The sequence below is a fragment of the Nonomuraea spiralis genome (genome assembly GCF_014648435.1).
Classification (GTDB): domain Bacteria; phylum Actinomycetota; class Actinomycetes; order Streptosporangiales; family Streptosporangiaceae; genus Nonomuraea; species Nonomuraea spiralis.
Genome location: NZ_BMRC01000008.1, coordinates 167,857 through 180,692 on the forward strand (window position 1 = coordinate 167,857; position 12,836 = coordinate 180,692).

The window sequence follows — 12,836 nt, forward strand, 5'->3', positions numbered from 1 at the left end:
CTCGTTCCGCAGCTGCGTCCTATATCCGGCCAACGTCCGGCCGGAAGCAAAGATTCCCTAAACAGCTACGCCCGAGGGAGGGTCTTGGACGTCCTCCTAAAGGAGGAGACCGGCCTGAAACACCTGGTGGACAAGGGGAACACCGGGTCGGTACGCCAGGTGGACATAGGAAGGGGCGTCGAGCACGACCAGGTCCGCCCGCGCTCCCCGCCGCAACCAGCCTACGTCCGTACGGCGCAGCGCGCGGGCCCCGCCGTACGTGGCCGCACGTACCGCCTCCAGCGGCGTCATGCCCATCTCCCGTACGGCCAGCGCCACGCAGAACGGCATCGACGAGGTGAACGACGAGCCCGGGTTGCAGTCGGTGGCCAGCGCGACCGTGGCGCCCGCGTCGATGAGCCGCCGCGCGTCCGGGTACGGCGACCGCGTGGAGAACTCGGCCCCCGGCAGCAGCGTCGCCACCGTCTCGCCGCCGGCGAGCGCGTCGACGTCGGCCGCCGACAGGTGGGTGCAGTGGTCGGCCGAGGCCGCGCCCAGTTCGCAGGCGATGCGCACGCCGGGCCCCTCGGTGAGCTGGTTGGCGTGCACCCGGGCCTGCAACCCGGCCTTGATCCCGGCGTTCAGGATCTCCCTGGTCTGGTCGCCGTCGAACGCGCCGCGCTCGCAGAAGACGTCCACCCATTTGGCGTAGGGCGCGCAGGCTTCGAGCATCTCCCCTGCCACCAGGCGGACGTAGTCGTCGGCGTCCACGCCCGCGGGGACGACGTGCGCGCCCAGGTAGGTGGTCTCGTCGGTGAGGGTGGTGGCGATCTCCAGCGAGCGGCGTTCGTGCTCGGTGGACAGGCCGTAGCCGCTCTTGATCTCCACGGTGGTGGTGCCCTGGGCGAGCATCTCCTCCACCAGGGAGCGGGCCCGTGTGGCGAGGTCGGCGTCGCTCGCGGCGCGGGTGGCGGCGACGGTCGTCCTGATGCCGCCGCCGGTGTACGACTCCCCCGACATACGGGCCTGGAACTCGGCCGTACGGTCGCCGGCGAAGATCAGGTGGGCGTGGCTGTCCACGAACCCGGGCAGCACGGCCCGGCCACCGACGTGCACCCGTTCGTCGGCGTCGGGCGCCTGGGCGGCGGGGCCGGTCCAGGCCACCAGGCCGTCCTCGATCACCAGCGCCGCGTCGGTGATCTCCTCGCACTCGGGGTCGCCGGTGTAGAGCAGGCCGATCCCGTCGATCAGCGTGGTCATCGCACTTTTCCAATCGCCTCGGAGAGCATGGATCCGACATCGCCCAGTTGGTGGCGGCCCTGCGCGACCACCCTGCGGCCGCCCGAGACCACCGAGTGCACGTCGCTCGCCGTGGCCGCGAACACCACGGCCTCCAGCCCGCCGATGCCCGCCGTACGCACCGAGTCGAGGCGGACCGACACCAGGTCGGCCCACGCGCCGGGGATGAGCCGGCCGGCGTCGGCGAAGCCGAGCGAGGTGTGGCCGGCGCCGGTGGCGGCGGTGAGCAGGTCGGCGGCGCTCCAGTGGCCGCGCCGCTCGCTGGTCAGCCGCTCGTCCATCTCGACCGAGCGGGCCTCCTCGAACAGGTCGATCACCGCGTGGCCGTCGGAGCCGAGCGTGATCGGCGTGCCCCGGTCGGCCGCCGCCCTGGCCGGGCCGACGCCGTCGGCGAGGTCGCGCTCGGTGGTGGGGCACATGCAGATGTACGTGCCCGACTGACCGAGCAGCTCCACGTCGGATTCGGTCAGGTGGGTGGCGTGGACCGCGGTCGAACGCGGGCCGAGCACGCCGCGCTCGTGCAGGATCTGGACCGGCGTGGCGGCGTACGTCTCGGCGCAGGCCGCGTTCTCGGCGCGCTGCTCGGAGACGTGTACGTGCAGGGGCGCGGCGTGCCGGTGGGAGAACTCGGCCACCACCGGCATCTGGTCGGGCGGCACCGCGCGCACGGAGTGGATGGCGGCCCCGATCTCCACGTCGGGCTGCCCCTCGTACGCCGCGGCCAGGTCGTCGGCCCGGACGGCCCAGCCCTCGGCGTTGCCGTCGCTGAACCGGAGCTGGGTGCCCGCCAGCGGCACGCCGATGCCGCCGGACATGTAACAGGTGTCGAGCAGCGTGATGCGCAGCCCCGCCTCGCGCGCCGCCTGGACGAGCGCGTGGCCCATCACGTTCCGGTCCTCGTACGGGCGGCCGTCGGGGGCGTGGTGGAGGTAGTGGAACTCGCCCACGCAGGTCACCCCTGCCAGCGCCATCTCGGAGTAGACGGCCTTGGCGAGCTGGTAGTAGGTGTCGGGGTCGAGCCTGGCGGCCACCTCGTACATCTGGTCGCGCCAGGTCCAGAAGTCGCCCTTGCCGCGCTGGGTGGCGCCGCGCAGGGCCCGGTGGAAGGCGTGGGAGTGGGCGTTGGCCAGGCCGGGGATGGTCAGGCCGGCCAGCCGCTCGGCCGAGCCCGGCTCGCCCCGCTCGATCCTGGCGATCCTGGCGCCCTCGACCTCGATCAGGACGCCGTGGACGACCCCGTCGGGCAACCAGGCCTGCTCGCACCAGTAGGTCAGCGACACAGATCCTCCAGCACGTCCGCGAGTGCCACCACTCCCGCATGGCAGTCTGCCTGGTCGGCGTGCTCCTCGGGAGAATGGGAGACGCCGGTGGGGTTGCGTACGAACAACATCGTGCTCGGGATGCCCGCCGTGGCGAGGATTCCGGCGTCGTGACCGGCTCCCGTGGGCAGGATCGGCGCGGGCGTGTCGCCGCCCGCGACGCGCGCCACCCGGTCCCTGAGCGTGGTCTCGAAGCCGACCTCGGGCGTCCACGACTCCTCGCGCACGCCCGCCCCGGCCGCCGCGGTCAGCTCCTCGACCAGGGCGCGGACCGCGGGCTCGGCCGGACCCCGGGCGTCGAGCCAGGCCGAGACCAGGCCGGGGATCGCGTTGGCGTTGCCGGGCGAGACGCGGGTCTTGCCGACCGTGGCCACCACGCCGTGGCGCCCGGCCGCCTCGCGGGCGGCCAGCACCAGGCGGGCGAAGGGCAACATCGGGTCGTCGCGGTCGGCCAGCCGGGTGGTGCCGGCATGGTCGGCCCTGCCGTGGAAGTCGAACCGCCACCGGCCATGGGGCCAGATGGCGCTGGCCACGCCCACCGGGCGGTCCTCGTGGACGAGCCCGCGGCCCTGCTCGACGTGGAGCTCGACGAACGTGCCGACGGTGGCGAGGGTCTCGGGGTCGTGCCCCACGGCCTCCGGCTTGCGGCCGGCCCGCGCCATGACGTCGGCCAGCGTGTCGCCCTCGTCGTCGGTGAGCGCGAGCGCGCGCTCCGGCGTCAGCGCGCCGGTGAGCAGCCGGGAGCCCATGCACGGCATGCCGAACCTGGCCCCCTCCTCGTCGGTGAAGCAGGCGATGCCGAGCGGCCGTCCCGGGCTGACCTGCCGCTCGCGCAGCAGGTCGAGCGCGGCGAACGCGGACACCACGCCGAGCGGGCCGTCGTAGGCGCCGCCCTGGCGCACCGAGTCGAGGTGGCTGCCGGTGACCACGCCGGGGCGCCGCGAGGGGTCGCCCCACCAGGCCCAGAGGTTGCCGTTGCGGTCTTCCCGCAGGTCGAGCCCGCGGCGCGCGGCCTCGCCCGCGAACCACCCGCGTAGCTCCATGTCGGCGTCCGACCAGGCGTCCCGCAGGTATCCGCCGGAGCGGGGATCTCGTCCTATGTGCGCGAGTGGTTCAAGCATGGGTCCACTGTAGTGAATGGAACCATTCAGATGTCAGGTGACCGGGCCCGCGCTCGGCCGGAGGGTGAGTTCGGTGAGGTGGGCGTCGGGGCCCGCGTTGATCGTGGCCAGCACGGCCCGCGCCACGGTCTCCGGCGTGAGGTACTTGTCCGGCTCGTACGCCCCGCCCTCCTGGGCGCGTACGCCGCGCTGCATGTCGGTGGCCACCCGGCCCGGGTAGACGGTGGTGACGCGCAGCTCGGGCTCCTCCTGGCGCAGCGCGTCGGCGAAGGCGCGCAGGGCGAACTTGCTGGCCGCGTACGCGCCCCACTCCGGGTTGGCCCGCTGGCCGGCGCCGGAGTTGACGCAGACGACATGCCCCTGGGCGTGGCGCAGCGCGGGCAGCAGCAGCCGGGTCAGCTCGGCGACCGCCACGACGTTGAGCTCCATCGTCGTGCGCCAGTCGGCCACGGGCAGGTCGGCGATCCGGCCGAGCAGCGCGACCCCGGCGCTGTGCACGAGCACGTCGAGCCGATCGACGCCGGCGACGTCGGCCTCGGTGACCCGGGTCAGCTCGACGGCCCAGGGGCGGGCGTCGGGCAGTTCGGCGGCCAGCTCGGCGAGCGCGGACTCGTCCCTGCCGCCGAGGATGACGTGGTGCGTGGGGGCCAGCGCCCGCGCCACGGCCTCGCCCACGCCACGGGATGCGCCGGTGACCAGCGCGGTCGGTCGTTCAGTCATGCGGCCGAGTTTATGACCTTGACGCGTATTCAAATTTGAGTACAAACTTGAGCACATGTCGGCGTCAACACGCATTCTGATTCTCGGTTCCCTGCTCGACGGCCCCATGAACGGCTACGGCGTACGCCGGCGGCTGGAGATGATGGGCGCCGACACCTGGGCCAACGTGGCCTTCGGCTCGATCTACCACGGCCTGGGCAAGATGGCCGACGAGGGCCTGCTCACGGTGGTGGAGGCCGGCAAGGGCGGCAAGGTCGTCTACGAGCTCACCGAGGCCGGCCGCTACGAGTTCCACCATCTGCTGATGTACGCCTGGTCCGAGGTCAAGCCCGTCGTCGACCCGTTCCAGGTGGCGCTGACGTTCATGAACCGGTTGGAAAAGCAGGAGATTCTCGACGCGTTGCATGGCAGGATCCGGCAACTGCGACTGAACATCGACACCATCGACCACGCCTACGGCACCAAACAGCGCTACGGCGAGCCCCGGCACCTCGACGAGAACCTCCGCCTGACCCAGGCCGTCCTCCAGGCCCAGCTCGACTGGGTGGAAGGAGCGATCGGCCGGGTCGAGAAGGACGAACTTCCCTGAGGACTTCCTGAGGAGAAAGATGATCATTGAGGCACGTGATTTACGCAAGACGTTCACCACCAGGGGCCGCAAGGGCTCCCAGACCGTCGAGGCCGTGCGCGGCGTCGACCTGACCGTGGAGAAGGGCGAGATCTTCGGGGTGCTCGGGCCCAACGGCGCGGGCAAGACCACGACGATCCGCATGCTGGCCACGCTGATCGTCCCCGACTCCGGCACCGCCGTCGTCGCCGGGCACGACCTGCTGAAGGAGCCCGAGGCCGTACGCCGCAAGCTCGGCTACGTCAGCCAGGAGGGCGGCGTGGAGGACACCACGAGCGCCCGCGCCCAGATCATGATGGCCGCCAGGATCCACAACGTGGCCGACCCGAAGCGGGCGACGGCCGACGTCCTCGACCGCTTCGACCTGGCCGAACTGGCCGACCGGCCCGGCCGTACGCTCTCCGGCGGCCAGAAGCGGCGGGTGGCCGTCGCGCTCGGGCTGGTGCACGCGCCGCGGCTGCTGTTCCTCGACGAGCCCACCACGGGCCTCGACCCGCAGAACCGCGCGAACCTCTGGGAGCGCATCAGGCAGCTCCGCGAGTCCGGCACCAGCGTGCTGCTCAGCACCCACTACCTCGACGAGGCCGACGCGCTCTGCGACCGGCTGGTGATCGTCGACCACGGGCGGATCGTCGCCGAGGGCACGCCCGGCGAGCTCAAGCGCGAGGTCTCCGGCGACGTGGTCACGCTCCGGCTGGAGGAGCCCGAGCGGGCCGCCGAGGCCCTCAGGCCCCTGGCCCGCGAGGTCCGCGTGGACGAGGACGCCCTGCGCGTCTACGTCGACGACGGCGAGCACACCCTGCCCGCGCTGCTGCACATCCTTGAGGAGCAGGGCATCGGCCTGCGCTCGATCGCGCTCGACCGCTCCACCCTCGACGACGTCTTCCTGGCCAAGACCGGCCGATCCCTCCGCGACGCGGGAGCCGCCGCATGATCCGCCACATCGCCCTGTTCACCGGCTACGAGCTGAAGAAGTCCTTCAGCAACCCGATCTGGCCGCTGTTCGGCATCCTGCAGCCGGTGCTCTACCTGCTGATGTTCGCGCCGCTGCTGAAGGACCTCACGCCGGGCCGGAGCACGGTCGACGCCCTGCGCATGTTCACGCCCGCGTCGATGATGATGATCGCCGTCTTCGGCTCGCTGTTCTCCGGGTTCGGCCTGATCGCCGAGCTGCGCAACGGCTCACTCGAACGGTACGCCGTCAGCCCCGCCTGGCGGCCGGCCATCGTGCTCGGGCGGGTCGCCAAGGACATGGTCGTACTCGTGTGCCAGGCGGTCCTGGTGCTGGTCGTGGCCGTGGCCATGGGCGTGCGGATCGGCGGCGTCGAGCTGGTGCTGGTGCTGGCGCTCATGGCGGCGACCGGACTGTTCGCCTCGGGGCTGTCCCAGGGGCTGGCGCTAACCGTACGCGACGAGAACGGCATGTCGCAGACGCTCAACCTGTTCATGTTGCCGATCATGTTGCTGGCCGGGCTGTTCGTGCCGATCGCGTTCGCGCCCGACTGGATGAAGGCGATCGCGCCGGTCAACCCGCTCTACCACGCGGTCGAGGCCGGACGGGCGCTGTTCGACGGGCGGCTGGGCGACTCGTCGATCCCGATCGCGTTCGCGCTGTTCATCGTGCTCGCGGTGCTCACGACGATCTGGTCGATGCGCTCGCTACGCAGGATCGCCGGGTAGGAACGTGCCGGCCTCGTCGGTCATCCGCTCGTACTCCTCCAGCCTGGCCTGGGTACGCAGCGGCGCGGCGTCGGCCATGGCCTCGACCAGGGCCATGGCCAGCGCCAGGGGGGCCGCGTGGGAGTCGAACACCAGGCGGTCCCCGACCGGGCCGTCGAGCACGACCTCGGCCGGGAAGTCCGGCTTGTCGGTGATGGCGGCGACCCGGAGGCCGAGCTTCTCGGCGTACTCGAGGGCCTGGACGGCCTCGGCGGGATAGCGCGGGAGCACCACGGCCACCATCCACTCGGCGCCCGCCCGCCGTGCCGCGTGCAGCCCTTCGACCAGCTCGGAGCCGCCGTGGGTGAGCAGGCGTACGTCGGGGTGGATGCGCCTTGCGTAGTAGGCGAAGGTGGTGGCCAGGCCGCAGGAGACCCGCAGGCCCAGCACGGGCAGCGGCTCGGTGGCGGCGAGCTGCTCGCCCAGCTCCTTGAGCGGGAGGGCGGTCAGCCGCTCGCGGACCAGGGAGAGGTTGCGGATCTCGCTGTCGATCGCGTTCCGCAGCAGGCTCTCCTGGGGCGCCAGCGCGCTGCCGCCGAGCACCAGCGGGCGCAGCGCCTGGCGCAACTCCGGATAGCCGGCGAAGCCGAGCACCATGGCGAACCTGGTCACCGACGGCTGGCTGACCCCCGACCGCTCGGCCAGCTCGACACTGGACAGGAAGATCGCCTCGTCGAGGTGCTCGCTCAGGTAGTGGGCGATCCTGCGCTGCACCGGCGACAACCTCCGGCCGTCCAGCAACACGCCGAGCCCACCGTGATATCCGTCAGCCACGCCACCTCCAACGCTCCCCGACCAGGATTCTCATCCCCCACACCGCGTGGGGGACGCTACAGCGGGGGTCAGGACTCACGCATCGGGATGCGCACGCCCCGGGCCTCGGCCACCTGGGCGGCCTCGTCGTAGCCCGCGTCCACGTGGCGCATCACGCCCGTGCCCGGGTCGTTGGTGAGGACGCGGTTGAGCTTCTCCCCGGCCAGCGCGGTGCCGTCGGCGACCGTGACCTGCCCGGCGTGGATGGAACGCCCGATGCCGACGCCGCCGCCGTGGTGGATCGACACCCAGGCCGCGCCGGAGGCGGTGTTGAGCATGGCGTTGAGCAGCGGCCAGTCGGCGATCGCGTCCGAGCCGTCGGCCATCGCCTCGGTCTCCCGGTACGGCGAGGCCACCGACCCGCTGTCCAGGTGGTCGCGGCCGATCACGATCGGGGCCTGGAGCTCGCCGGAGGCCACCATGTCGTTGAACCGCTCGCCCGCGACGTTGCGCTCGCCGTAGCCGAGCCAGCAGATGCGCGCGGGCAGGCCCTGGAAGTGCACCTTCTCGCCGGCCTGCGCGATCCACCTGGCCAGCGGCTCGTTGTCGGGGAACAGCTCCAGGATCGCGCGGTCGGTGGCGGCGATGTCGGCCGGGTCGCCGCTCAGCGCGGCCCACCGGAACGGGCCCTTGCCCTCGCAGAACAGCGGCCTGATGTAGGCCGGCACGAAGCCGGGGAAGTCGAAGGCCCGCGAGTAGCCGGCGAGCTGGGCCTCCCCGCGGATGGAGTTGCCGTAGTCGAACACCTCGGCGCCGGCGTCCTTGAAGCCGACCATGGCCTCGACGTGCCTGGCCATCGACGTACGGGCCCGCTCGGTGAACCCGGCCGGGTCCTTGTCGCGTTCGGCGGACATGTCCTCGAAGGCGACGCCGAGCGGCAGGTACATGAGCGGGTCGTGCGCGGAGGTCTGGTCGGTGACGATGTCGATCTCGGCGCCCGATGCCAGCAGCTCGGGCAGGGCCTCGGCGGCGTTGGCCACGACGCCGATCGACAGCGGGCGGCGCGCGTCGCGGGCCTCGTAGGCCAGCCGCAGCGCCTCCTCCAGCGAGTCCGCCCGCACGTCGAGGTAGCGGTGCTCGATGCGGCGGGTGACCGAGCGCGGGTCGCAGTCGATGCAGATGGCGACGCCGCCGTTCATGGTGACGGCCAGCGGCTGGGCGCCGCCCATGCCGCCGAGGCCGGCCGTGAGGGTGATCGTGCCGGCCAGCGAGCCGCCGAACCGCTTCGCGGCCACCGCGGCGAACGTCTCGTACGTGCCCTGGAGGATGCCCTGGGTGCCGATGTAGATCCAGGAACCGGCGGTCATCTGGCCGTACATGGTGAGGCCGGCCGCCTCCAGGCGCCGGAACTCCTCCCAGTTGGCCCAGTCGGGCACCAGGTTGGAGTTGGCGATGAGCACCCGGGGTGCCCACTCGTGGGTGCGGAACACGCCCACCGGGCGGCCCGACTGGACCAGGAGGGTCTCGTCGCCCTCCAGGGTGGTCAGGGTCCTGACCATGGCGTCGAAGGAGGGCCAGTCGCGGGCCGCCCTTCCGGAGCCGCCGTAGACGACCAGTTGCTCGGGGTGCTCGGCGACCTCCGGGTCCAGGTTGTTCTGGAGCATGCGGAGCGCGGCCTCCTGCGGCCACCCCTTCGCGGTGATCGTGGTGCCTCGCGGTGCGCGCACGCTGCGGCTCATGGTGACCCTCCTGAATGAACACATTCACCTTTGTCACCCGAAGACTACGGTGGACCGCGTCCAGCGGTCCACCGCAGACAGCGGAGTTCGCGTCTACGGTGGACCGCGTCCAGCGGTCCACCGCAGGCTGCTGTCAGCTCACGAGGAACTGGGTGGCGGCGAGTTCGCGGTAGAGGTCGTCGTCCGCCACCAGCTCGGCGTGGGTGCCGACGGCCCGTACGCCGCCCGCCTCCATGACCACGATGCGGTCGGCGTTCGTCACGGTGGACAGGCGGTGCGCGATGACCAGCACCGTCGTCTCGGTCGCGACCTCGGCGATGACCTCGCGCAGCCGCAGCTCGTTGACCGCGTCGAGCTGGGAGGTGGCCTCGTCGAGCAGCAGCAGCCTGGGCCTGCGCAGCAGCGCCCTGGCGATGGCGACGCGCTGCCGTTCGCCGCCGGACAGCAGCACGCCGCGGTGCCCGACCGCCGTGTCGAGCCCTTCGGGCAGCCGGGCGACGAGGTCGTCCAGCCGGGTACGGGTGACGGCGCGGCGCAGCTCGTCCTCGGTGGCGTCCTGGGCGGCGAAGAGCAGGTTCTCGCGCAGCGTGCCGGCCAGGACGGGGGCGTCCTGCTCGACGTAGCCGAGCGCGGAGCGCAGGTCGGCGAGCGGCCAGTCGCGGATGTCCCGGCCGCCGATCGTGATCAGGCCGTCCTGGTGCTCGTAGAAGCGTTCGAGCAGGGCGAACACCGTGGACTTGCCCGCGCCCGACGGCCCGACCAGGGCGGTGAGGCCGCCCGCGGGCACCTCGAAGGTGACGCCGTCGTGTACGGTGGGGCGGTCGTCGCCGTACCGGAAGACGACGTCCTCGAACCGGACGCCGACGGGCGTGCTGCCGGCCGGGGCGGCGACGCTGACGGGCTCGGCGGGCAGGTCCTCGATCTCCTTGATGCGCCGCATCGCGGCCAGGCCGTTCTGGAGCTGGACCGCGCCCTGGACGAGCTGCCCGATCGGCGGCACCAGGTAGAATAGGTAGAGCAGGAACGCGATCAGCGACGAGATCTCCAGCACGCCCGACGCGACCCGCGACCCGCCCACGGCCAGCACGCACAGGAAGGCGATCTGCACGGCCATCCAGGTCGCCACGCCGGCCAGCGACGTCCATCCGGCCACCTGCATCCCGCGGTCGCGGGCCCGCTCGGCCGCCTCGCCGACGACCGCGATCTCCCGCTCCTCCGCGCCGCTGGCCTTGACCGTCCGGTACGCCTGGAGCGCCCGGTCCAGTACGGCCCCCATCTCGCCGACGGCCTCCTGCGCCTGCGTCTGCGCCCGCTGGATCTTCGGCATGATGAGCGCGACCAGGCCGCCGATCACCACCACGACGAGCAGCGTGACCAGGAGCAGCACGCCGTCCATGGTGGCCATCATGACGATCGCGCCGATCAGCATGAACACCGCGCCGACCGACTCGACGATGCCGTTGGTCAGCACCGCGCGCAGCAGCGTCGTGTCGCCGGTCACCCGCGACAGCAGGTCGCCGGGCTTGAGCCGGTCGACGTCGGCCACCCTGAGCCGGAGCATCCGGTCGACGAGCCTGCGCCGGGCCCCGAGGACGACGCCCTCACCGGTGCGCTCCATCAGGTACGTGCCCCCGGCCGAGACCACGGCGCCGACGAGCACCGCCACGGTCAGACCTAACAGGGGCGCGGCCAGGGATTGATCCTCGCCGAAGGCGTCCACGACGTACTTGGCCAGCAGCGGCATCGCGAGCCCCGCCACCGAGCCGATCAGGCCGAGCAGACCGCCCGCCACCAGGACCTTCCGGTGCGGCCGGATGTAGGCCAGCAGCTCTTTGAGCACCCCAACTCCCCTCACGACATTTCTCGAAATTTCCCAACGAATGGGACAGCGCATTCCGCACCACCAGGACAGGGTCAACTTAGATTGACGACCAAAGTATGTCAACTTTCGTTGACGCCTCCTCCCTGGTGCCTCCCCGGCGCCTCCTCCCGGAGGAGGAGAAGAAGGCGACATCCGCGGCCGACCGCCGGACGAATAGGGCGTCGAGGAACCCGGCCGGAACCTCGTCCCGATCAGCCCTTTCCGAAAGGACCGAACATGGAGCTCCGGATCAACCGGCGCGCCCTCGTCGGACTCAGCCTCGCCGTGGTGCTCTCCGCCTCGTCGTTCGCCGTGCTCCGCACCGACTCCGGCACGGCCTCCTCACACCGCGAGGCGCCGATGATCGCGAACGACCCGCAACACGACAACACCGACGTGTACGCCTTCGTCAGCCCCGACAAGGCCGGCACGGTGACCCTGCTGGCCAACTGGATCCCGTTCGAGGACCCCAAGGGCGGCCCGAACTTCTACCCGTTCGCCACCAGGTCCCGCTACAACATCAAGATCGACAACGACGGCGACGCCAAGACCGACATCACCTACCAGTGGACGTTCACCAACGAGGACCGGCGCGGCACCGGCACGTTCCTCTACAACGACGGCCCGGTCACCTCGCTGAACGACAAGAACCTGCTCTTCCGCCAGCGCTACACGCTCAAGCGCATCACGCCCGACGGCACCAAGACCCTCGTGGACGACGGCATCGTCGCGCCCAGCAACGTCGGGGCCGCGTCCATGCCGGACTACGGCACCCTGCGCGCCCAGTCCGTCCAGAACCTGCCCGGCGGCGGCAAGACGTTCGCCGGGCAGTCGGACGAGGCGTTCTTCCTCGACCTGGACGTCTTCGACCTGCTGTACGGCGGCGACCTGTCCGAGGTCGGCCGGGACACCCTCAAGGGCTACAACGTCAACACCGTGGCCGTCCAGGTCCCGCAGTCGGAGGTCGCGCTCAAGGGCGACCCCGCGCGCAACCCGGTGATCGGCGTCTGCTCGACCACCGACAAGTTCAACGGCGACACGTTCGTGCAGGTCTCGCGCCTGTGCAACCCGCTGGTCAACGAGCTCGTCGCCTCCGCCGGGCTCAAGGACGCCTACAACGCGCTCGACCCGTCGAAGGACGCCGGCGTGCAGGCGCTCGTCGACCGGGTCACCGACCCCGAGGTCGCCCGGCTGCTGGAGAAGTTCTACGGCATCAAGGCGCCCAAGACCCCGCGCGACGACCTGGTCGAGATCTTCCTAAAGGGCATCGCCAAGGCGAACGGCCCGATCAAGGCCGACCTGAACTCGCAGGTGCTCAACAAGGACGCCGGGCCGCTGCGGCCCAGCGAGATGTTGCGGCTCAACATGGCGATCCCGCCCACGAAGGACCCGAACCGGCTCGGCGTACTGGGCAAGGACCCGCAGGGGTTCCCCAACGGCCGCCGGCTGGCCGACGACGTGGTGGACATCGAACTGCAGGCCGTGGCCGGCGCCGCGGTGACCGGCAAGCTCGTCCCGGGGCTCACGGACAAGGTGGACACGAACGACAAGCCGTTCGGGCGGACCTTCCCGTACATCCCGCTGCCGAGCAACGTCGCCGTGAACCAGCGATGACCCGCTGACCGGCCGGTCCTCTCCTCCCGGCCGGTCAGTCCCCGGCGGCGGGCCGCCGTCTCCCGTCGCCCGCCGCCGCCGGCC

General features: G+C 71.5%; 11 protein-coding genes. 4 read left to right on the forward strand and 7 right to left on the reverse strand.

Translation table 11 applies throughout. The features are described from left to right. Positions 1-96: 96 nt before the first annotated feature. Genes hutI through IEZ27_RS21340 form a run of 4 tightly spaced genes read right to left on the reverse strand, consistent with a single transcriptional unit; the run spans position 97 to position 4,438 of the window. Complete coding sequence (gene hutI, locus IEZ27_RS21325) at positions 97-1,239, reverse strand: imidazolonepropionase (protein ID WP_189648857.1); 1,143 nt, start codon at positions 1,237-1,239, stop codon at positions 97-99. Beyond that, positions 1,236-2,558 (reverse strand): formimidoylglutamate deiminase, encoded by a 1,323-nt coding sequence (locus IEZ27_RS21330; protein ID WP_189648858.1) that lies wholly within the window; start codon positions 2,556-2,558, stop codon positions 1,236-1,238. Before IEZ27_RS21330 ends, hutI begins: the two co-directional genes overlap by 4 nt. After that, on the reverse strand, positions 2,549-3,718 hold the full coding sequence (locus IEZ27_RS21335) for an allantoate amidohydrolase (RefSeq protein ID WP_189648859.1): 1,170 nt from the start codon (positions 3,716-3,718) through the stop codon (positions 2,549-2,551). The genes IEZ27_RS21330 and IEZ27_RS21335 overlap by 10 nt, the downstream gene beginning before the upstream one ends. Before the next feature lie 33 nt (positions 3,719-3,751). Continuing rightward, entirely contained in the window at positions 3,752-4,438 is a 687-nt protein-coding gene (locus tag IEZ27_RS21340) for an SDR family oxidoreductase (RefSeq protein WP_189648860.1), read from the reverse strand. Between the two features lie 55 nt (positions 4,439-4,493). Between IEZ27_RS21340 and IEZ27_RS21345 the strand changes: the two genes are divergently transcribed. From IEZ27_RS21345 to IEZ27_RS21355, 3 genes are read left to right on the forward strand one after another with little or no spacing between them, the layout of a single operon-like run. Beyond that, on the forward strand, positions 4,494-5,027 hold the full coding sequence (locus tag IEZ27_RS21345) for a PadR family transcriptional regulator (protein ID WP_189648861.1): 534 nt from the start codon (positions 4,494-4,496) through the stop codon (positions 5,025-5,027). 19 nt (positions 5,028-5,046) lie between these two features. Continuing rightward, positions 5,047-6,000: an ATP-binding cassette domain-containing protein gene (locus IEZ27_RS21350; protein ID WP_229824184.1), complete on the forward strand. Its 954-nt coding sequence runs from the start codon at positions 5,047-5,049 to the stop codon at positions 5,998-6,000. Then, the gene (locus IEZ27_RS21355) at positions 5,997-6,746 is read left to right on the forward strand and encodes an ABC transporter permease (RefSeq protein ID WP_189648862.1); all 750 of its coding nucleotides are present in this window, start codon (positions 5,997-5,999) and stop codon (positions 6,744-6,746) included. Before IEZ27_RS21350 ends, IEZ27_RS21355 begins: the two co-directional genes overlap by 4 nt. Here IEZ27_RS21355 and IEZ27_RS21360 read toward each other — a convergent pair. The 3 genes from IEZ27_RS21360 to IEZ27_RS21370 form a co-directional block, all read right to left on the reverse strand. Continuing rightward, positions 6,726-7,559, reverse strand: a complete 834-nt coding sequence (locus tag IEZ27_RS21360; protein WP_189648863.1) for a MurR/RpiR family transcriptional regulator — start codon at positions 7,557-7,559, stop codon at positions 6,726-6,728. The two genes, IEZ27_RS21355 and IEZ27_RS21360, sit on opposite strands and share 21 nt — an antisense overlap. Positions 7,560-7,627: 68 nt before the next feature. Then, entirely contained in the window at positions 7,628-9,277 is a 1,650-nt protein-coding gene (gene hutU, locus IEZ27_RS21365) for a urocanate hydratase (protein WP_229824185.1), read from the reverse strand. A 133-nt stretch (positions 9,278-9,410) separates the two neighbouring features. Further along, positions 9,411-11,117 (reverse strand): ABC transporter ATP-binding protein, encoded by a 1,707-nt coding sequence (locus tag IEZ27_RS21370; protein WP_229824186.1) that lies wholly within the window; start codon positions 11,115-11,117, stop codon positions 9,411-9,413. 258 nt (positions 11,118-11,375) lie between these two features. On the opposite strand from IEZ27_RS21370, the gene IEZ27_RS21375 reads away from it, so the two are divergent. Continuing rightward, entirely contained in the window at positions 11,376-12,752 is a 1,377-nt protein-coding gene (locus IEZ27_RS21375) for a DUF4331 domain-containing protein (RefSeq protein WP_189648866.1), read from the forward strand. Positions 12,753-12,836: the final 84 nt, after the last annotated feature.